The organism is Bradyrhizobium liaoningense, assembly GCF_018130955.1.
Classification (GTDB): Bacteria; Pseudomonadota; Alphaproteobacteria; order Rhizobiales; family Xanthobacteraceae; genus Bradyrhizobium; species Bradyrhizobium liaoningense_C.
Map to the genome: position 1 here is coordinate 107711 of NZ_JAFCJM010000012.1, position 18707 is coordinate 126417.

At 64.0% G+C, this 18707-nt stretch carries 19 protein-coding genes; 7 read left to right on the top strand and 12 right to left on the bottom strand.

Features of this window, described 5'->3' with window-relative positions; translation table 11 throughout:
• Nucleotides 1-17 precede the first annotated feature (17 nt).
• The 9 genes from JQ632_RS12795 to pqqA form a co-directional block, all read right to left on the bottom strand.
• Complete coding sequence (locus tag JQ632_RS12795) at nt 18-1865, bottom strand: 2-oxoacid:acceptor oxidoreductase subunit alpha (protein WP_212402682.1); 1848 nt, start codon at nt 1863-1865, stop codon at nt 18-20.
• On the bottom strand, nt 1835-3634 hold the full coding sequence (locus tag JQ632_RS12800; protein ID WP_212402683.1) for an FAD-dependent oxidoreductase: 1800 nt from the start codon (nt 3632-3634) through the stop codon (nt 1835-1837). The genes JQ632_RS12795 and JQ632_RS12800 overlap by 31 nt, the downstream gene beginning before the upstream one ends.
• 239 nt (nt 3635-3873) lie before the next feature.
• A complete protein-coding gene (locus JQ632_RS12805; protein ID WP_212402684.1) occupies nt 3874-4575 on the bottom strand; it encodes a DUF4286 family protein in 702 nt (233 codons plus the stop codon).
• A 13-nt stretch (nt 4576-4588) separates the two neighbouring features.
• Entirely contained in the window at nt 4589-5575 is a 987-nt protein-coding gene (gene pip, locus JQ632_RS12810) for a prolyl aminopeptidase (RefSeq protein WP_212402685.1), read from the bottom strand.
• On the bottom strand, nt 5565-6764 hold the full coding sequence (gene pqqE, locus JQ632_RS12815; RefSeq protein WP_212402686.1) for a pyrroloquinoline quinone biosynthesis protein PqqE: 1200 nt from the start codon (nt 6762-6764) through the stop codon (nt 5565-5567). Before pqqE ends, pip begins: the two co-directional genes overlap by 11 nt.
• 10 nt (nt 6765-6774) lie before the next feature.
• Complete coding sequence (gene pqqD, locus JQ632_RS12820) at nt 6775-7086, bottom strand: pyrroloquinoline quinone biosynthesis peptide chaperone PqqD (RefSeq protein WP_212402687.1); 312 nt, start codon at nt 7084-7086, stop codon at nt 6775-6777.
• A gap of 19 nt (nt 7087-7105) precedes the next feature.
• On the bottom strand, nt 7106-7861 hold the full coding sequence (pqqC, locus tag JQ632_RS12825; RefSeq protein ID WP_249151878.1) for a pyrroloquinoline-quinone synthase PqqC: 756 nt from the start codon (nt 7859-7861) through the stop codon (nt 7106-7108).
• Between the two features lie 20 nt (nt 7862-7881).
• On the bottom strand, nt 7882-8811 hold the full coding sequence (pqqB, locus tag JQ632_RS12830) for a pyrroloquinoline quinone biosynthesis protein PqqB (RefSeq protein ID WP_212402689.1): 930 nt from the start codon (nt 8809-8811) through the stop codon (nt 7882-7884).
• A 117-nt stretch (nt 8812-8928) separates the two neighbouring features.
• Nucleotides 8929-9009, bottom strand: coding sequence for a pyrroloquinoline quinone precursor peptide PqqA (pqqA, locus tag JQ632_RS12835; protein ID WP_007595659.1), 81 nt, complete (start codon nt 9007-9009; stop codon nt 8929-8931).
• A gap of 248 nt (nt 9010-9257) precedes the next feature.
• Between pqqA and JQ632_RS12840 the strand changes: the two genes are divergently transcribed.
• The 6 genes from JQ632_RS12840 to JQ632_RS12865 all read left to right on the top strand — a co-directional run bounded on the left by JQ632_RS12840 (nt 9258) and on the right by JQ632_RS12865 (nt 14302).
• Nucleotides 9258-9515, top strand: coding sequence for a DUF6894 family protein (locus JQ632_RS12840; RefSeq protein WP_212402690.1), 258 nt, complete (start codon nt 9258-9260; stop codon nt 9513-9515).
• 83 nt (nt 9516-9598) lie between these two features.
• On the top strand, nt 9599-10999 hold the full coding sequence (locus JQ632_RS12845; RefSeq protein ID WP_212402691.1) for an amidase family protein: 1401 nt from the start codon (nt 9599-9601) through the stop codon (nt 10997-10999).
• A gap of 2 nt (nt 11000-11001) precedes the next feature.
• Complete coding sequence (locus JQ632_RS12850) at nt 11002-11478, top strand: glutathione peroxidase (protein ID WP_212402692.1); 477 nt, start codon at nt 11002-11004, stop codon at nt 11476-11478.
• Nucleotides 11475-11732: a DUF3297 family protein gene (locus JQ632_RS12855; RefSeq protein ID WP_409363481.1), complete on the top strand. Its 258-nt coding sequence runs from the start codon at nt 11475-11477 to the stop codon at nt 11730-11732. Before JQ632_RS12850 ends, JQ632_RS12855 begins: the two co-directional genes overlap by 4 nt.
• A 154-nt stretch (nt 11733-11886) precedes the next feature.
• On the top strand, nt 11887-13056 hold the full coding sequence (gene tarD, locus JQ632_RS12860; RefSeq protein ID WP_212402694.1) for a D(-)-tartrate dehydratase: 1170 nt from the start codon (nt 11887-11889) through the stop codon (nt 13054-13056).
• Between the two features lie 184 nt (nt 13057-13240).
• Nucleotides 13241-14302 carry a hypothetical protein gene (locus tag JQ632_RS12865; RefSeq protein ID WP_212402695.1) on the top strand — a complete coding sequence of 354 codons (1062 nt, stop codon included), beginning with the start codon at nt 13241-13243 and terminating at the stop codon, nt 14300-14302.
• Between the two features lie 106 nt (nt 14303-14408).
• On the opposite strand, the gene JQ632_RS12870 is transcribed toward JQ632_RS12865, so the two are convergent.
• Both JQ632_RS12870 and JQ632_RS12875 read right to left on the bottom strand, forming a co-directional pair.
• On the bottom strand, nt 14409-15761 hold the full coding sequence (locus JQ632_RS12870) for a malonyl-CoA decarboxylase (protein WP_212402696.1): 1353 nt from the start codon (nt 15759-15761) through the stop codon (nt 14409-14411).
• Nucleotides 15762-16029: 268 nt separating this feature from the next.
• Complete coding sequence (locus JQ632_RS12875; protein ID WP_212402697.1) at nt 16030-16827, bottom strand: helix-turn-helix transcriptional regulator; 798 nt, start codon at nt 16825-16827, stop codon at nt 16030-16032.
• A gap of 74 nt (nt 16828-16901) precedes the next feature.
• Between JQ632_RS12875 and JQ632_RS12880 the strand changes: the two genes are divergently transcribed.
• Nucleotides 16902-18080: an MFS transporter gene (locus tag JQ632_RS12880; RefSeq protein WP_212402698.1), complete on the top strand. Its 1179-nt coding sequence runs from the start codon at nt 16902-16904 to the stop codon at nt 18078-18080.
• A 17-nt stretch (nt 18081-18097) separates the two neighbouring features.
• On the opposite strand, the gene JQ632_RS12885 is transcribed toward JQ632_RS12880, so the two are convergent.
• Nucleotides 18098-18565 (bottom strand): hypothetical protein, encoded by a 468-nt coding sequence (locus tag JQ632_RS12885; protein WP_212402699.1) that lies wholly within the window; start codon nt 18563-18565, stop codon nt 18098-18100.
• Nucleotides 18566-18707: the final 142 nt, after the last annotated feature.

Here is an 18707-nt window from a genome sequence, read left to right on the forward strand (position 1 = left end):
AGAGAGCAAAGCGTAGGTCATGACACGGCCTTGCGGAGCGGGGTCACCTTGAGGTGATCCTGGTGGTCGCCAATGGCTTTTGCGATGAAGCGGGCGGTGATCGGTGAGCCGTCATAGTGCAGGATCGGCACGAGCCGCACCGGATCGATGCCGTTCTCGTTGACGATGAGCTGACGGAGCTGGCCGTCGCGGTTCTGCTCGACCACGTAGACGAAGTCGTGCTCGGCCAGGAAGCTCGCGACGCTGGAGTGGAACGGGAAGGCGCGGATGCGCAGGCGGTCGAGCTGATGCCCGCGCGCCTCCAACAGCCCGATCGCCTCGTCCATCGCCGGTGACGTCGAGCCAAAGTAGATCACGCCGTATTTGGTCGGCCGCTCCGCATTGGCCTGCAACGGACGCGGCACCAGATCCTGCGCGGTCTCGAACTTGCGCACGAGCCGCTGCATGTTGTCGGCATAGACGGGGCCTTCCTCGGAATAGCGCGCGTAACGGTCGCGCGACGTGCCGCGGGTGAAATAGGAGCCCTTGGTCGGATGCGTGCCGGGATAGGTGCGGTAGGGAATGCCGTCGCCGTCGACGTCGAGGTAGCGGCCGAAATCGCGGCCCTCTTCCAGCATCTCCGCGGTCATCACCTTGCCGCGGTCATATTGCCGAGCGTCGTCCCATTTCAGCGGGCGGCAGAGGCGGTGGTTCATGCCGATGTCGAGGTCGAGCATCAGGAAGATCGTGGTCTGCAGCCGCTCCGCGAGATCGAAGGAGGCGGCCGCGAACTCGAAGGCTTCGGCCGGATCTTCGGGGAAGAGCAGCACGTGCTTGGTGTCGCCATGCGAAGCATAGGCGCAGGCGATGATGTCGCATTGCTGGGTGCGCGTCGGCATGCCCGTCGACGGGCCGGCGCGCTGGATGTTCATGATGACGGCCGGAATCTCGGCGAAATAGGACAGGCCGATGAACTCCGTCATCAGCGAGATGCCGGGGCCGGAGGTCGCGGTGAAGGCGCGGGCGCCGTTCCAGCCGGCACCGATCACCATGCCGATCGAGGCCAGCTCGTCCTCGCCCTGGACGATGGCGTAGTTCGCCTTCCCGGTCGCGGGATCGTGACGATACTTCTTGCAGTGGGCCGTGAAGGCTTCCGCCACCGACGAGGATGGCGTGATCGGATACCAGGCGCAGACGGTGGCACCGCCATAGACGGCGCCGAGCGCGGCGGCGCTGTTGCCTTCGATGAAGATGCGGTCGCCGACCTTGTCGGACTTCTTCACCCGCAACCCGATCGGGCATTTCAGGTTCTGCAGCGCCCAGTCGCGTCCGAGATGCAGCGCGTGGACGTTGGAGGACAGAAGCTTTTCCTTGCCCTTGTACTGCTCGCCGATGAGCTGCTCGATCAGCTTAGGATCCATGTCGAGCAGCGCGGAGAGGCTGCCCAGATAGATGATGTTCTTGAACAGCTGGCGCTGGCGCGGATCGGTATAGGTGGAGTTGGTGATCGCGGTGAGGGGAACGCCGATCACGGTGATATCGTCGCGGAACTTCGTCGACGGCATCGGCTTGGTGGAATCGTAGAACAGATAGCCGCCCGGCTCGATGCCGGCGACGTCCTTGTCCCAGGTCTGCGGATTCATCGCCACCATCATGTCGACGCCGCCGCGGGCGCCGAGATGGCCGTCCTCGGTCACCCGCACCTCGTACCAGGTCGGTAGGCCCTGGATGTTGGACGGGAAGATGTTGCGGGGGGAGACGGGCACGCCATGGCGCAGGATCGAACGCGCGAACATCTCGTTCGCGGAAGCCGAGCCCGAGCCGTTGACGTTGGCGAAGCGGACGACGAAGTCGTTTACGCTGCTGATCGGCTTTTTGTCGGACATGATGATCCCGCGTGAGTCATTTCGATGAAATATTTCTGCATGTCCCAGGCGCCGGTGGGACAGCGTTCGGCGCACAGCCCGCAATGCAGGCAGACATCCTCGTCCTTGACCATCACGCGCCCGGTCTTCAGATCGCTGGAGACGTAGAGGTCCTGGTCGGGACGCGGCGAGGGCGCCTTCAGGCGCGTGCGCAGGTCGCTTTCCTCGCCATTGTCAGTAAAGGTGATGCAATCCATCGGGCAGATGTCGGCGCAGGCGTCGCACTCGATGCAGAGCGATGTCGAGAACACGGTCTGCACGTCGCAGTTCAGGCAGCGATGCGCTTCGCCGAGCGCGAGCTTGACATCATAGCCGAGCTCGACCTCGGCGCGGATGTCCTTCAGCGCGACGACCTTGTCCCGATGCGGCACCTTGAAGCGCTTGTCGTTGGAGATGTCGTTGTCGTAGCTCCACTCGTGGATGCCCATCTTCTGCGAGGAGATTTGCACATCCGGGAGCGGCCGCTCGTTGATATCCTCGCCGGACAGCAGTCGGTGGATCGACATTGCGGCGTCATGGCCGTGCGCGACCGCCCAGATGATGTTCTTCGGACCGAAGGCGGCGTCGCCACCGAAGAACACCTTTGGATTGGTCGAGGCGAAGGTCTTCTGATCGACCTTGGGCATGTTCCACTTGTCGAACTCGATGCCGCAATCGCGCTCGATCCAGGGGAAGGCGTTCTCCTGGCCGACCGCGACCAGCACGTCGTCGCAGGGAATGGTCTGATCGGGGTCGCCCGAAGGCACCAGGTTGCGGCGGCCTTTGGCGTCGTATTCGGCTTTGACGTGCTGGAAGGTGACGCCGATGAGCTTGCCGGCGACATGCTTGAATGCCACCGGCACCATGTAGTTGAGGATCGGAATATCCTCGTGGATCGCGTCTTCCTTCTCCCACGGCGAGGCCTTCATCTCCTCGAAGCCGGAACGCACGACCACCGTGACTTTCTCGCCGCCGAGCCGGCGCGCGGTGCGGCAGCAATCCATCGCGGTGTTGCCGCCGCCGAGCACGATGACGCGTTTGCCGATCTTGCCGACATGGCCGAACGACACGTTGGCCAGCCATTCGATTCCGATATGGATGTTGGCGGCGGCTTCCTTGCGGCCGGGAATGTCGAGCTCGCGGCCGCGCGGCGCGCCGGAGCCGACGAAGATCGCGTCGTATTTCTCCGCGAGCAGCGCCTTCATGCTCTCGATGCGGTGACCGCCTTTGAAGTCGACGCCGAGATTGAGGATGTAGCCGGTCTCCTCGTCGATGACAGAATTGGGCAGGCGGAACTTCGGGATCTGCGTGCGCATCATGCCGCCCGCTTCCGGATCGCCATCGAACACGGTGCAGTGATAGCCGAGCGGCGCGAGGTCGCGCGCCACGGTCAGCGAGGCCGGGCCGCCGCCGACCAGCGCGATGCGCTTGCCGTTCTTCGCTGCGGGGTGCGGCAGGCGCTGCTTGATGTCGTCCTTGAAGTCGGCGGCGACGCGCTTGAGGCGGCAGATCGCGACCGGCGTTTCCTCGACGCGGCCGCGGCGGCAGGCCGGCTCGCATGGACGGTCGCAGGTGCGTCCCAGAATTCCTGGGAACACATTCGATTTCCAATTGATCATGTAGGCGTCGCTGTAGCGGCCTTGCGCGATCAAACGGATGTATTCGGGAACAGGGGTGTGTGCAGGACAGGCCCACTGACAATCGACTACCTTGTGAAAGTAGTCGGGGGCCGCAATATCGGTCGGTTTCATTCCTACCCTGTCCGCACGGGCTCAAGGACCCCTGCGGCCTTCTTGAGCTTGCGAACGCCTAGGACGCGTCGATATGGTTTTTGAATTGGATCATAGGCTTACCTTATTAGAACCATTCCGAACCCCGCACAAAGGCAAATTTCGGCGATCTCCAGCTTTCATGGGAGCTGCGCGCGGACAGCATTAATGGCGCGGAAATTATGCGGCGGTGCAGCATCCCGCGCAGCGTGTGAGCGATGTCAGCCGCGTGCGATGTCGCGGTTGATGTCGCGGTTGATGTCGCTCTTGGCGAGGTCCCACATCAGGCAATACGTGCCGACGGAGACAGGCACTGATGAGGGCGAGGCCGCGGGCCCGGTGAAGCGCTCTGCGATCACGGACGAGACCGCGCTCACGCTCGTGCCGTCGATCAGGATGAACCAATCGCTCGCGCCGGGATTCTGCGCTGCCGGAATCTCGGCCGTCGGTCGCGAAAGGGCGGCGTCGCTCTCCAGCAGATGCATGGAAATGATTCCGTCGAGCCTTTCCGGGGTGAGTTTCTGCCGCAGCGCATCACGCAGATGTCGCGTGCCGTCGGTCGTGGGCCGCAGCCGCACCACGCCGAGCGCAACCCCGCGCCCGGTGCCGTGGCTGATCGTGATCCGCGCCACCACGCGCACCATGTTGTGAAAGCGCGCCATGGTCCGGCGCGACCAGTCGGTGGGGTTTTGCAGCCGCGCCCGATAGGCACGGCTGTCGAGAACGTCGATCGTCGCGGTGGAATACAGGAAGAGATACTTTGGATTGGCCGCGTGCGCGACATAGCGCCGCGCCTCCAGAAATCCGTCGATCGCGACGCGCTCCTCGAGATGCTCGCGGTCGTACCAGCGGTTGAAATCGGCTTCGTGCTCGGCGTCGATGTCCATCGACGTCAGCAGCATCCCCCTCCCGGCGAGCGGCATTTTGCGCTCCTGTCTATCGTGGTGTCCCGGAAGCGAGGTCGGCGATCGCGCGCATCACGGCGTCCCTCACGCCGGGATCATAGAGCGAATGGCCGGCTTCTTCCACGATGCGAATCTCGGAACCCGGCCAGACCTTCGCCAGCGCTTGCGATGTTTCGGGCGGGCACAACAGATCATAGCGGCCCTGGATGATGATGCCGTGAATGCCGGCGAGCCTGTCCGCGTTGCGCAGCAGTTGGTCCGGCGTCATGAAGCTGTCGTTGGAGAAGTAATACGCTTCCATGAACGGCGTCGCTGGCAGCGGCCGCGTCGAATTCAGCAAGGCCTGATCGATCCGCGTGCGCGCCGGCTTGTGCTCCGACAGCGTGCGCTCGGTGTCGTGCCAGGCCCGCGCGGCCGGACCGTGCACGGCCGGATCGGGATCGAGGATGCGGCGCCAATAGGCCTCGACCGGCCGGTTGCGCTCCTCCGGAGGGAGCAAGCTCAGAAAATCCTCGTTCAGTGCGGGGTAGAATTGCGGCAATCGCACGGTGAAGCCGGCCTCGACTTCCGCCCGTGTGCCGAGAAAGGTTGCGCGCAGCACGATGCCCGAGACGCGCTCGGGATGTGCCTCGGCGTAAGCCAGCGCCAATGTCGCGCCCCAGGAGCCGCCGACCACCAACCAGCGGTCGAAGCCGAACTTTTCGCGGACCGCTTCCATGTCGGCGATCAGATGCGGCAGCGTGTTGTGCTCGCGCGACCCCTTCGGCCGGCTGCGGCCGCAGCCGCGCTGGTCGAGCAGCACCGCGCAGAAGCGCTCGGGATCGAACAGCCGGCGATGATCGGGCTGGCATCCGCTGCCGGGACCGCCATGCAGATAGACCGCGGGAATGCCGTCGGGACGCCCGACGCTCTCGACATAAATCTCGTGGCCGTTGGTGACGGCGAGCATCTCGGAGGTCAGCGGCGCAAAGGGATCGGCGCGGTTCGCCGATCTCGCCGCATCGGCGTCAGGCGCCATTCTCGGATTCCAGGGTCCCGCCGGCAAAGTTGCGATAGAGGAAGCGGTTGGTCTCGCCTTCGGCCTCGCGCTCGGCCTGCTTGAAGATGGTCTCGTGCATCGGCGACAGCGCGCAGGCCGGATCGGTATTGGCGGCATCGCCCGTCAGCGCAAAGGCCTGGCAGCGGCAGCCGCCGAAATCGATCTCGCGGAACTCGCACGACTTGCACGGCTCCTTCATCCAGCCCGTGCCGCGATAGCGGTTGAAGGCCTCCGAGTTCTGCCAGATCCAGGCGATCGAATGGTTGGAGCGCACGGATTCGAATTCGAGGCCGGTGATGCTCTCGGCGGCGTGGCAGGGCAGCACCTTGCCGGCGGGCGAGATGTTGAAGAACTGCCGGCCCCAGCCCCCCATGCATTTCTTCGGCCGCAGCGCGTAATAGTCCGGTACGACGTAGTCGATGGTCAACCGGCCCTTCAGAGTTTCGCGGGCCTCCTCGACGAGGCGGGTACATTCATCGAGCTGCGCCACCGTCGGCATCAGCGCGGCGCGGTTCTTCAGCGCCCAGCCGTAATATTGCACATTGGCGACCTCCAGCCGGTCGGCGTCGAGATCGAGCGACATCTGGATGATGTCGGGGAGCTGGTGCAGGTTCTGGCGGTGCATCACCGCGTTTACGGTGAGCGGCAGGTCGAGCTCGCGCGTCCATTTCGCGACCTCGATCTTCTTGTGATGCGCGCCCTTGTAGCCGGCGACGCGGTCGGCAAGGCCGTCTTCGGTGCCCTGGAAACTGATCTGCACATGGCAGAGCCCGGCATCGGCGAGATCGCTGAGCTTGTCGCGCGTCAGCAGCACGGCCGAGGTGATCAGATTGGTGTAGAGGCCGACGTCGCTGGCGTGCTTGACCAGTTCGACCAGATCCTTGCGCGCGGTCGGCTCGCCGCCGGAGAAATGGATCTGCAGCACGCCGATCTCGGCGAGCTCGCTCAACACCTTCTTCCACTCGTCGGTGGTCAGCTCGCGGCCGGCGCGGTCGAGCTCGACGGGGTTGGAGCAATAGGGGCATTGCAGCGGGCAGCGATGCGTGATCTCGAGCAGCACGGCGAGCGGAATGCCAAAGGTTTCCGCCGTCGAGCGCTGCTTCTCCAGCACCGCGAGGCTGTCGCTTGCGGTGGGGGGAACGCTGCGATCGCTGAGCACGTCACTCATGGTGTCTTACTCATGGTGTCTTCTCGCGTGCCTCGGTGAGAAAGCCCTTGTCGGCGAGATCCTGGAGCATGGCGACCACGTCGGTCAAAATCGCCTCGCGCGGGGCAGCATACTTCTCCGCGAGCAGATCCGCCACGTTGCCGACATTGCGCGCACCGTCGCAAAGCTGCAAGACCTCGACGGCAATTTCGTCCGGCGCCAGCACCCGTTCCGGCGCCAGGATCACCCAGACCTTGCGGGTCTCGTCGTATTTCAGCTTGGCATGCCGCGGCAGCACCGGCCGGCTTGCCTCGCTGACGCTGATGTGACGCGGCGCTGCCATGATCTGTTCCTAGCCGTTCCTAATTTCCTTTGGGCACGAAGGCGCCCGGCGGGATGTGGCCTTCGACATAGGCGTGGTAGAGCGCATCGAGCTGCACCCACAACACGTTGGTCTTGAAGATCAGCGCGTTGCAGACCGATGCGCGCTCCTCCGGCGTTCTCGCATGTGTCTTGACATAGTCGAGCGCAAAATTGGCGTCGCGCGGCGCCTGGGTCAGGCGGCGCTTGAAGTAGCTCATGATGTCGGGGTTGACGAAATCATAGTGCTGCAACATGCCGGAGATGCGCTCTTCGTGCAGGTTCGGCGCGAACAGTTCCGTCAGCGAGGACGCGATCGCCTCCAGCGGGCTCTTCTCGCGGCAATAGTGCACATAGGCTTCGACGGCAAAGCGCGTCGCCGGCAAAATGCCTTCGGTCGATTCCACATAGGCCGTATCGAGCCCGAGGCCTTCGGTCAGCTTGATCCAGCGTTCGATGCCGCCTTCGCTGCCGATATCGCCGTCATGGTCTTCGATGCGGTGGCGCCATTCGACGCGGGTGGCACGGTCGCGGAAGCGCGAGATCACGACCGCGTCCTTGATCGGGATCGTGCTCTGGTAATAGTAGCGGTTGAGCGCCCAGGCCTGTACCTGGCCCTTGTTCAGCTTGCCGCCGTGCAACAGCTTATGGAAAGGATGCAGGCTGTGATAGCGCGTCGCGCCGATATGGCGCAGCGTCGCCTCGAGCTCCTCGGCCGAGTTGAGACGGATGTCCTTGCCGATCGAAAGTGCGGTCATCCCCGTCAGTGTCGTCGCATTCACAGCACGATCTCCGTTCCGTCGGCGGGTATCTGCCAGCCCGCATGTTCGGCCGCCTTGCGCTCGCTTGAGGCGGGCAGCAGCGCCGGGTTCGAGTTGTTGATATGCAGAAATATCTTCCTGTCGATATCGAGGCCGGCGAGCCGCGCGATGGCGCCGTCATCGCCGGACATCGCGACATGTCCCATGCTCTTGCCGGTCTTCTGGCCGAGCCCGGCCAAAATCATCTCGTCGTCGCGCCACACCGTACCGTCGAAGAACACGAGTGACGAGCCCGAAATTTCTTGCCGAAGTTCGTCGGTCACCTCGGCGCAGGCGGCGAGGAAGTAGAAGGTCTTGCCATCAGCCTTGTGCGTGATCTTCAGGCCGAGCGTATCGCCGTCGCCGCCGCTGCCGCCGGGATGAACCTTGCCTTCGAGATACCAGGCTGATTTGCCGGCAACGGCAAACGCCTTGACCTCGATGCCGGACGGCGATCCGTCGAGCAGGGTGGGCTCGAAGGCTTCACCGATGCCGATCGGCTGCCTTGCGACGGTCTTCTCGTTCAGCACGTTGAAGATGCTGTTCTCCCTCAGGATCGCCAGCACCTTGTCATGCGCATAGATCGTGAACGGCGAGCCCTCGCGCATCGAGAGCAGGCCGGCCACCGCATCGACCTCGCTGTTGGTCAGGATCACGCCCGCGATCGGCGTGTGGCGGAGCGCGCCCGGTTTCGGATGCAACTGCGGCGTCGCGTTCAATTGCTGTCGAAGGTCGGGGGAGGCGTTGATCAGGAACCAGTGCGCACCGTCGGCACTGAAGGCGACCGAGGCTTGCGTTCTCTGAAGCTCCCCGAGATCAGCGCGCGCTGCCCGGCATCCGGCGCAGCCGCAGTTCCACTGCGGGACCCCGCCGCCGGCGGCGGCGCCCAGGACGACGACGCGAAGCATGAATCCGTCTCCTGGAAACACGTGTCGCGGTGGATCTCAGACCGACGCAACTCCCCGTATTCGGGGAACGCATCGCGCCCGAAGGATCCACCTGCGCTCAACGCAAAATCGTCACCCTTACTTGCGGGTGGCGCTCACATACATGTTGATTTCCATGCCGCACGGCACTTCGACGATCTTCGGTGCTTTCCAGGCCATTGTGGCTCTCCTTTTCGCGAAACCGGACGTATCCGCCCCGGAGTTAAATTAGTGCGAGCGGAAAAGTTCGCCAGTGAAATCTTCCGGGACCTAGGTAGTAGTTTGCGGAATTGCTGCGATGCAAACTTGCAGGGGATTGCCGGGCGCACGAAAAAAACGACGATGGGTCGTGATCCCTGACCCGGATAAAGCAGTTGTGAGTGCAGGGGCGCTTTCAATCAGCTACAGGCGACACCATTGGATGAGGCATGCCCAGATACTTCTTCAACACCCGCATCGGCGATGAATTGATCGTGGATCCTGACGGCGAGGATCTGCGCAACCCCGATCGCGCCTGGGAAGTGGCGCGCCAGATGATTTTGGAAGTGCTGAAATCGGAAGGGACGCAGCCGGCGCTGCTCGAGGCCGTCATCGAGGTCACCGACACCGATGGCGAAATCGTGCTGGAGTTTCCCTTCACCGAGGCGCTGCTGGACATGCCCGATAAGTCCGCCACCAGGCACTGATTTCGCTTCCTTAGCCTCTGCGGAATCCGCATGGCTTTGACCGGTAACCGGGGTTAAAAGACCCCGGTCACACGGAGTTAGTCATGCAAGATCTCTGGCGCCTGTCGGCCGCCGACCTGGCCGCCCTCATCCGGTCCAAGAAAGTGTCGGCCAAGGAGGCCGCCGAAGCCGGGCTCGCCCGGCTCGATGCCGTCAATCCCCGGCTCAATGCCGTGATCGACCATCGTCCGGAGGATGTGCTCAGGCAGGCCGCAAGCGTCGACGCCGCGGTCGCACGGGGCGAAGACCCGGGTCTCCTGGCGGGCGTCCCCGTGACGGTGAAGGTCAATGTCGACCAGGAGGGCTTTGCCACCACCAACGGCCTGAAGCTCCAGCGCGACGTGATCGCCAAGGTCGACAATCCCGTGGTCGCGAATCTGCGCAAGGCCGGCGCCGTGATTCTCGGGCGGACCAATTGCCCGGCCTTCTCCTATCGCTGGTTCACCACCAACCTCATCCATGGCGACACCAAGAATCCGCGCGACGCCTCGCTGACCCCAGGCGGCTCGTCCGGCGGCGCCGGCTCCGCGGTCGCGGCCGGCATCGGCCACATCGCCCACGGCACCGACATCGCCGGCTCGATCCGCTATCCCGCCTATGCCTGCGGTGTGCACGGCCTGCGCCCGACCGTCGGCCGCATCCCCGCCTTCAACGCAGCGCTGCCGGAGCGTCCGATCGGGCCGCAGATCAGCGCCGTCTCCGGGCCGCTGGCGCGCACCATCAACGACATCAGGATCTCGCTCGCCGCGATGGCCGCGCGCGATCCGCGCGATCCCTGGTGGGTCCCGGCGCCTTTGGAAGGCCCTGCGGTGCCGAAGCGCGCCGCGCTCTGCCTCAACCCGGACGGCCTTGCGGCCGCGCCGGAGGTGAAGGCCGCGGTCAGCGACGCCGGCAAGCGTCTGGAGCGGGCAGGGTGGACTGTGGAGGTGATCGAGAACACCCCGCCGATGCGCGAGCCGGTCGAGTGGCAGACAAAACTCTGGCTCGGCGATGCCTATGAGGCGCAGCTCGAGGCCGCCGAGCGCGAGGGCGACCCCGGGGCGCTGGCGTGCCTGCGCGGCAACCGCGCCAAGGTCACGCCGTTCGATCAGGCGAACTATGCCAAGGCGCTGATCCGCCGCGCGACGCTCACGCGCGAATGGCTGTTGTTCTTCGAGAAATACGCGGTGCTGCTGACGCCGGTCTCCGGCGAGCTGCCGTTCCCCGATCATCTCGACCGCAAGGACGAGGCCTCGTTCAAGCGGGTCTGGGAAGCGCAATTGCCGCAGATCGCCATTCCTTTCATGGGCCTGCCGGGCCTGGCGGTCTCGACCGGCCTGGTCGGCAAGGCTCCGGTCGGCGTGCACGTCGTGTCCGGACGTTACCGTGAAGACCTCTGCCTGCTCGCGGGCGAGGCGATCGAGGCGGGCGGCGTGCCGCCGTCGCCGATCGATCCCGTGGTGTAGTGATGTCAGCGATCTACGACTTCAAGGCCAACTCGCTGCTCGGCGAGGAGGTGCCCATGCGCCGCTTCGAGGGTCAGGTGCTGCTCATCGTCAACACCGCGAGCAAATGCGGTTTCACGCCGCAATATCGCGGGCTCGAGGATCTCTATCGCGATTTGTCGCCGCGTGGTTTTTCCGTGCTCGGCTTTCCCTGCAACCAGTTCGGCGCGCAGGAGCCGGGCAAGGCGCGCGAGATCCAGGAGTTCTGCTCGACGCAGTACGACGTCACCTTTCCGCTGTTCGAGAAGATCGACGTCAATGGCAGCAATGCCCATCCACTGTATGAGTATCTGAAGCGCCAGCAATCCGGCCTGTTAGGTGCCTCCATCAAATGGAATTTCACAAAATTCCTGGTGGACCGCACAGGCAAGGTGATCGCGCGCTATGCGCCGACGGCGCGTCCTGAAGGGCTGCGCAACCAAATCGAAACACTGTTGTGAGCGAGACAATCATGAGCGACGAATTTCCGGACCGCCTGTCGGTCGACCCGAGCAGCCCGTACTACAACGCTGATATCCTGGCGCGCGACGTCGGTATCCGTTTCAAGGGCATCGAGAAGACCAATGTCGAGGAGTATTGCATCAGCGAGGGCTGGGTGCGCGTCACCGCTGGCAACGCCAAGGACCGCCACGGCAACCTGCTGACGATCAAGGTGCATGGGCCGGTCGAGCCGTATTTCAGGGATAAGAAATAGTTGGAGCGCGAGCGCGCACTTCACATTCCGGCGTCATGCCCGGGCTTGTCCCGGGCATCCACGTCTTCGAACTTGCTCTGTGGCAAAGGCGTGGATGGCCGGGACAAGCCCGGCCATGACGAGAGGTGAGAGCAGGCCGGGAAGAGAGAAAGCCATGTCCGTCCGCATCGTCGATGTCCGCGAGATCACGAAACCGATCTCCTCGCCGATCCGCAACGCCTATATCGACTTCACCAAGATGACGACGAGCCTGGTTGCCGTCGTCACCGACGTGATGCGCGAGGGGAAACGCGTCGTCGGCTACGGCTTCAACTCCAACGGCCGTTACGGGCAGGGCGGCCTGATCCGCGAGCGGTTTGCCTCGCGCATCCTCGAGGCCGAGCCGAAGTCGCTGCTCGATACGGCCGGCGACAATCTCGATCCGGACAAGGTCTGGGCCGCGATGATGACCAACGAAAAACCGGGCGGCCACGGCGAGCGCTCGGTCGCGGTCGGCACCATCGACATGGCGGTGTGGGACGCGGTGGCGAAGATCGCGGGCAAGCCGCTGTTTCGCCTGCTCGCCGAACGCCATGGCCTGACAGCCAACCCGCGCGTCTTCGTCTATGCCGCCGGCGGCTACTACTATCCCGGCAAGGATCTCGCGATGCTGCGCGGCGAGATGCGCGGCTATCTCGATCGCGGCTACAATGTCGTGAAGATGAAGATCGGCGGCGCGCCGATCACCGAAGATCGCGAGCGCATCGAGGCGGTGCTGAAGGAGATCGGCAGGGACGCCCAACTCGCGGTCGACGCCAACGGCCGCTTCGATCTCGAGACCGCGATCGCCTATGCCAAGATGCTGCGGGACTATCCGCTGTTCTGGTACGAGGAGGCCGGCGATCCCCTCGACTATGCGCTGCAGGCGGCGCTTGCCGAGTTCTATCCGGGGCCGATGGCGACCGGCGAAAATCTGTTCAGCCACCAGGACGCGCGCAACCTGATCCGCCATGGCGGCATGCGGCCTGATCGCGACTGGCTGCAATTCGATTGCGCGCTGTCCTACGGCCTCTGCGAATATCAGCGCACGTTGCAAGTGCTGAAGACCCATGGCTGGTCGCCGAGCCGCTGCATCCCCCATGGCGGGCACCAGATGTCGCTCAACATCGCCGCCGGCCTCGGCTTGGGGGGCAATGAGAGCTATCCCGACCTGTTCCAGCCCTATGGCGGCTTCCCCGACGGCGTGCGCGTCGAGAGCGGCCACATCACCATGCCGGATCTGCCCGGCATCGGGTTCGAAGGGAAATCGGATCTCTATAAGGAAATGAAGGCCTTAGCGGCGTAGCGGGCTCGGCCAGCCAGACCCTTCCGCCCCTTGCCGGGCGTGTTCACGACCTCTTGTGAGCGTTGCTCAAGATTTTATTGAGCGTTGCTCAAGTTTCGCTACACTAACCCGGTGGAATGAGCTTTGTCCTCCAGCGGGAGCGGCGGCGAGCCGCCACGCCCGACAGCACGGAAACGATAGTCACATGCAATATTCAGCCAGGGATCTACAGGGTGCGGCAAATGCCGGCGTGATCAGCGCGACTGATCTGGAGCGCTTGCTCGCCTTTCTGTCGAGCAGCGTCCGAGCACCGGAAAGCGGCGCAGGGCCGACGGCAAGATTCGATGCCGCGCATCTGCTCTGGTGCGCCGGTGCATTGATCGTGATCGGCGCCATGGGCCTGTTTTCGACCGTGGCGTTCTCGCAGATGGGGGGCGGGGCGCTCACGGCCTGCGCGATCGCCTATGGAATCGGATTTACGGCGGCAGGGCATCACCTCTGGCACCACAGGAATTTGCGCGTTCCCGGCGGATTGCTGGTCGCCGTCGCGGTCTCGATGGCGCCGCTCGCGGTGTTCGGCATCCAGGACATGTTCGGCGTGTGGGGCAAGTTCGGCAAGCCCGGCACGATGCACGACCTCTATGTCTGGATCAAAGGCAGTTGGGTCTTCATGGAAATCGCGACGATCGCGGCCGGTGTCATCGCGCAGCGCTTCTACCGCTTTCGCTTCATCGTCGCGCTGATCGCGTTCGCGCTCTGGTTCATGTCGATGGATCTCGCGCTATGGATTGCCGGCACCGGTCACGCCGATTTCGCGCTGCAGCGCAAGGTGTCGATCTGGTTCGGTCTTGCCGTCCTTGTTGTGGCCTGGACCGTGGACTGTCGCAGCCGCAATGCCGACTTTGCCTTCTGGCTGCACCTGTTCGGCCTCATGACTTTCTGGGGCGCAATCACGGCCTCCGATAGCGCGACCGAACTGGGCCGGGCTGTCTACTGCCTGTTCAATGCCGGCCTGCTCGCGCTCGCGGTGATCCTGATGCGTCGTGCCTATGCGGTGTTCGGTGCGTTCGGCGTGTGTCTCTATCTCGGACATCTCGCGGACGTCGTGTTCAAGGACTCGCTGCTGTTTCCCTTCGCGTTGTCCCTGATCGGCATCGCCGTGATCGCCGCCGGTCTGTTCTACCACCGCAAGGAGCGCGCCATCGCGGCCTGGCTCTCCGCGCATCTTCCCGCAGCGCTGTTGCGGCTGCGGCCCGAGTCCGCGTAAGAGCCTGGTCCCTCGTCATGCCGCATCTGGGCATGGCGAGGGCAGGTGCGGTGCCGATCGTGGGCGATATGAATTCCCGTTACGCCTCGGCGAACTTCTCGCCCGGCTACGACAGCCGCATATCCAGCAGCCGCCGTCCCTCGCCCTTCAAAAGCTTCTTCACCGCGCTCGAGGCGGCGATTTCGCCCTGATTGTAGTAGGCCTCGTGGTTCTTCTCGATATCGTCGAGGCGGTAGAGGTAGTTGACCATGATGCCGGCGGATTCGCGCAACCCCTTTGGCGAGAGGTCGCCTAACCAGTTGATGCGCTCGAGCCGCGCGCCGTTGCCGAGATGGAAGCGGGCGACGGAGTCGATCAGCCGGCCCTTCGGCGTGCGCGCCTTCAGGAAGTAGTGCGCGGCGAGCGGTTCCAGCACGCTGCGCAACTGCGTGGTCGTCTCCGCGTTCTCGAACCATTTTGGCTCGTCGAGATGCTTCAGCACCTCGCGATCCTCGTCCGAGAGCGGAAGGTCCTTGTCCTGCTGCAGCCATTGCATGAAGCCCGGCACCGGCGACAGCGTCACGAAGGTATCGAGTTTTGGCAGCTCACGGCGCAGCTCCTCGACCACCTGCTTGATCAGGAAGCTGCCGAAGGAAATGCCGCCAAGGCCGCGCTGGGTGTTGGAGATCGAATAGAACACGGCGGTGCGCGCGCGTTCGCTTGCCACCAACGGGCGGTCGACGGCGAGCAGCGGCGCGATTGCGCCGGGGATCGTCTCGGTCAGCGCGACCTCGACGAAGATCAGGGGCTCGTCCACCATCGCGGGATGGAAGAAGGCGTAGCAGCGGCGGTCGACCGGATCGATGCGGCGTCGCAGATCATCCCAGTCGCTGATCTCGTGCACGGCTTCGTAGCGGATGATCTTTTCGAGGATGTTGGCCGGTGTCGACCAGTCGATCCTGCGCAGCACGAGGAACCCCCTGTTGAACCACGAAGAAAGCAGATGCACGACGTCGCGATCGAGCGCGGCGAGATCGGTGTGCCCGTTCATCATGCCGAGCAGGTCGGCGCGCATGTTGACGAGATCGCCGGTGCCGCCGGGCGCGCGGTTGAGCCGGCGGATCAATTCCTGCCGGCGCGGCTCCGACGCAAAATGCAGGCTGCTCGCGTCCTCGTCGCTCGGCCGCGACCGCCATTTCTCGACCGCCTGCGCCAGTTTTTCGCGGTTGGGGCCGAAATCACGCACCAAGGCCTCGAAGAAGGCGCGGCGTTCCGCAGTATCGAGGTCCTGGTAGAGATCGAGCACCTCGCGGGCCATGGCCGTGCCGGAGGCTTCGCCCGCGCCCGAGAGCAGGGCATCGCACAGCGCGATCATGCCTCCCGCATCCTGTCTGGTGTCCGAGGCACCGGCGCGGCGGAGCAACGTGCGGCCGCGCTCGGAAATCGTGGTCAGGAGGTCGGAGAAGAAGGCGTTGGCCATTTGGTCTTTCTTGCGGTCTTTCGTATCCGGATCTGCGTGGTGCGGAAGATTACACAGGATTTGGGCGGAAGCCGATCACAATCAAGCGTAAGACTTTTGCATCTTTAGCTGTGCCATGCATCCAATGGCACGCTGTCATGCCCCGCGCAGGCGGGGCACCCAGTACGCCGCGGCCTATCGATTCAAGCCGCGCTGCCTCTGGAATACTGGATTGCCCGCCCCAGTGCGCAATTGCGCACAAGGCGGGCAATGACAGCGGAATGTGTGACTACACCTTCCTTGCAAATTCCGTCGGCGTCCGTCCGGTGACCTGGCGGAACGCGGCCGAAAACGCGGGAACGCTGGCATAGCCGAGCTGGGCTGCAAGCTGCTTCACCGAGACATTGGCATCCGTCGACAGCCGTTCGATCGCGGCGGCCACGCGGGCGCGCTGGCACCAGCTCTTGAACGTCAACTGCGTTTCCGCGGAGAACAGCCGCGACAGCGTGCGGACGGAGGTTCCCACCGCGCGCGCCAGCGTCTCGATCTCGTGGATGGCGGTGGGATCGTCGAGCACGATCATGGCCGCGCGCCGGCAACGCGGCTCGCGCGGCAGCGGAACGAAGGTCGCGGAATCCCCGGCCTGGTGCAATTCCAGCATCACGAGCCGCACCAGGAGCTCGGTGCGCTCCGGCGTGTTGCGGGAATCGAACAGCGCTAGGATCGCCTGGTGCAGGAGCGGCGATACCCGCACCACGAATTCCTTGGTCAGGCCCTCATCGCGCTGCTCGCGCTTCAGCCAGGGCAGGTCGAAATAGAGCGTGCGCATCTCGATGTCGGCGAGCACGTCGATGGCATGCTCGAGCCGCGACGGCACCCAGACCGCGCGGTCCGGCGGCACCAGCCAGCGGCCCTTGGGCGTCGTCACTTGCATCGTGCCCCTGGCCGCGTAGACGAGCTGCGCCTCGCGATGCATGTGCGGATCGAGCCTTGTGCCCTTGGCATAGTCGCGCGCGACCAGATGGACGCCGGCGGTCGAGCGGCGGTTTCCCAGAACTGCCTTGATTGGCGTTTCGACGATAGTCATTGGCGGCATCCCGTCATGGCTCCGACATATAACTCATTTCAGGGCAAAGATTCAGGCCCGTGAGGAAACGCCGTATGAACAGCCCCGGCCGGGTCATCAGCTTCGTCAACGCGGGGCACTTCATCGACCACTATTCGATGCTGATCTTTGCCGCCGCCGTCATCATCATGGGGCCGGCACTCGGCATGGCCTATTCGGAGCTCTTGCCCTACGCGACGCCCGGCTTCGTGGCGTTCGGCGCGGGATCGCTGCTCACCGGCTGGCTCGGGGACCGCTGGAGTCGCCGCCACATGATGCTGATCTTCTTCCTCGGCATCGGCGCTTCCATGGTCTCGGTCGGCCTGGTGCGGACGCCGGCCCAGCTCGGCGCAGCCCTGCTCGCGATCGGCATTTTCGCCTCGATCTACCATCCGGTCGGCACCGCGATGATCGTCTCCTATGCCGAAAAGCTCGGCCGCGAGATGGGGCTGAACGGCGTCTGGGGCAATCTCGGCGTTGCGTCCTCAGCGCTGGTCACCGGCGTGATCGGGCAATATCTCGGCTGGCGATACGCCTTCATCATCCCGGGCGTGGTTACGATGCTCATCGGTGTCGTCTTCGCACTCACCGTGGTGCACGAAGACCGCAAGGGGACGAAGCAGGCGGCGGCGCAGGCGCGCGTCGCAAAGCAGGACATGTGGCGCGTGATCCTTGCGTTGCTGATCGTGGTGATCGCGATCTCCACGACCTTCAACGCGGTGACCGTGGCGCTGCCAAAACTGTTTGCGGAGCGGCTCGCCGATCTCACCAGCAGCCCGGCGCTGCTGGGCGTGATCGCCGCCTGTGTCTATGTGTTCGGCGCGATGACGCAGTACACGATCGGCCGGCTGCTCGATCATTACTCGCTGAAGACGGTGGCGCTGCCGCTGTCCTTCATGCTGGCGCCGTTCCTGTACCTGGCGGCGAGCCTGCAGAACCTGCCCCTGATCCTGGTCTCGATCGGCATCGTCATGGGCGCGTTCGGGCAGGTGACGGTCAATGATGCCATGGTCGGCAAATACACCACCGAAGAGTGGCGCTCGCGCGCCTATGCGGTGCGCTATTTCGTCGGCTTCACCGCCGCCGGCGCGTCCGTAGGCCTGGTCGCATGGCTCTACGAGCAGGGCGGCTTCGTCACCATGCTGCATGCCTTTGCGGCGCTCTGCCTGCTCGCCATTGCGGCGGCGATGATTTTGCCGCGCGAGATCCGCAGTCCGGCTGCGCAGCCGGGTTGATCGGCGGCGGAGGAGCGTTACTCGAGGCCCACGAGACTCAGATGGATGATCTCGCCCGCGGCGTGCACCATCTGATCTTCAGTGACGGCCTTGGTAATCCTGTCCAGCTCTGCGTCAGCATGCCAATCTGACTGGTTCGCACCACCATATTTCACGGTGTGAATCACGGCGCCGGCGGGAAGATAGACATTGTGGCTGACCCGCGGCTCGGTCGTCAGCAATTGGCTCGGTCGATAGACTTGAAGCGTGACCTTCTGCTCTATTCGTTGAGCAAAGGCCATCCAGCCAGATTGGACGATATAGGTCTCTCTGACTGTCTCGTGAAAGTGGCTATTCTGCCAACCGCCTCGTTCGCCGCCGACGGTGCGACTATAGGCGGTACCGTCAGCGGCCGTGAGCCGAAAGCGGTATTCACCATTCTCCATCTGCTCGTGGCGCGTATGGACTCCCAGGGCTGCGGCGTCCTTGTCGCTGAGCAGTGGCATGTCATTCCTCACTCGCATTTTGATTCTCGAGCCAAATACCATCGAAATGGTCTCGAAACCAATAGGTGAAGGCGCCGCAAAGCGGAACTCCGTTCGACCCAAATGGGTTCTATTCCTGTCGCGATAGCGCGAAGAGAAGAGC

What these genes read in the sequence shown, in the direction of transcription:
- JQ632_RS12795 (WP_212402682.1), bottom strand. Translation starts at nt 1,865, where the DNA reads ATGTCCGACAAAAAGCCGATCAGCAGCGTAAACGACTTCGTCGTCCGC.
- JQ632_RS12800 (WP_212402683.1), bottom strand. Translation starts at nt 3,634, where the DNA reads ATGAAACCGACCGATATTGCGGCCCCCGACTACTTTCACAAGGTAGTC.
- JQ632_RS12805 (WP_212402684.1), bottom strand. Translation starts at nt 4,575, where the DNA reads ATGCCGCTCGCCGGGAGGGGGATGCTGCTGACGTCGATGGACATCGAC.
- pip (WP_212402685.1), bottom strand. Translation starts at nt 5,575, where the DNA reads ATGGCGCCTGACGCCGATGCGGCGAGATCGGCGAACCGCGCCGATCCC.
- pqqE (WP_212402686.1), bottom strand. Translation starts at nt 6,764, where the DNA reads ATGAGTGACGTGCTCAGCGATCGCAGCGTTCCCCCCACCGCAAGCGAC.
- pqqD (WP_212402687.1), bottom strand. Translation starts at nt 7,086, where the DNA reads ATGGCAGCGCCGCGTCACATCAGCGTCAGCGAGGCAAGCCGGCCGGTG.
- pqqC (WP_249151878.1), bottom strand. Translation starts at nt 7,861, where the DNA reads ATGACCGCACTTTCGATCGGCAAGGACATCCGTCTCAACTCGGCCGAG.
- pqqB (WP_212402689.1), bottom strand. Translation starts at nt 8,811, where the DNA reads ATGCTTCGCGTCGTCGTCCTGGGCGCCGCCGCCGGCGGCGGGGTCCCG.
- pqqA (WP_007595659.1), bottom strand. Translation starts at nt 9,009, where the DNA reads ATGGCCTGGAAAGCACCGAAGATCGTCGAAGTGCCGTGCGGCATGGAA.
- JQ632_RS12840 (WP_212402690.1), top strand. Translation starts at nt 9,258, where the DNA reads ATGCCCAGATACTTCTTCAACACCCGCATCGGCGATGAATTGATCGTG.
- JQ632_RS12845 (WP_212402691.1), top strand. Translation starts at nt 9,599, where the DNA reads ATGCAAGATCTCTGGCGCCTGTCGGCCGCCGACCTGGCCGCCCTCATC.
- JQ632_RS12850 (WP_212402692.1), top strand. Translation starts at nt 11,002, where the DNA reads ATGTCAGCGATCTACGACTTCAAGGCCAACTCGCTGCTCGGCGAGGAG.
- tarD (WP_212402694.1), top strand. Translation starts at nt 11,887, where the DNA reads ATGTCCGTCCGCATCGTCGATGTCCGCGAGATCACGAAACCGATCTCC.
- JQ632_RS12865 (WP_212402695.1), top strand. Translation starts at nt 13,241, where the DNA reads ATGCAATATTCAGCCAGGGATCTACAGGGTGCGGCAAATGCCGGCGTG.
- JQ632_RS12870 (WP_212402696.1), bottom strand. Translation starts at nt 15,761, where the DNA reads ATGGCCAACGCCTTCTTCTCCGACCTCCTGACCACGATTTCCGAGCGC.
- JQ632_RS12875 (WP_212402697.1), bottom strand. Translation starts at nt 16,827, where the DNA reads ATGACTATCGTCGAAACGCCAATCAAGGCAGTTCTGGGAAACCGCCGC.
- JQ632_RS12880 (WP_212402698.1), top strand. Translation starts at nt 16,902, where the DNA reads ATGAACAGCCCCGGCCGGGTCATCAGCTTCGTCAACGCGGGGCACTTC.
- JQ632_RS12885 (WP_212402699.1), bottom strand. Translation starts at nt 18,565, where the DNA reads ATGCCACTGCTCAGCGACAAGGACGCCGCAGCCCTGGGAGTCCATACG.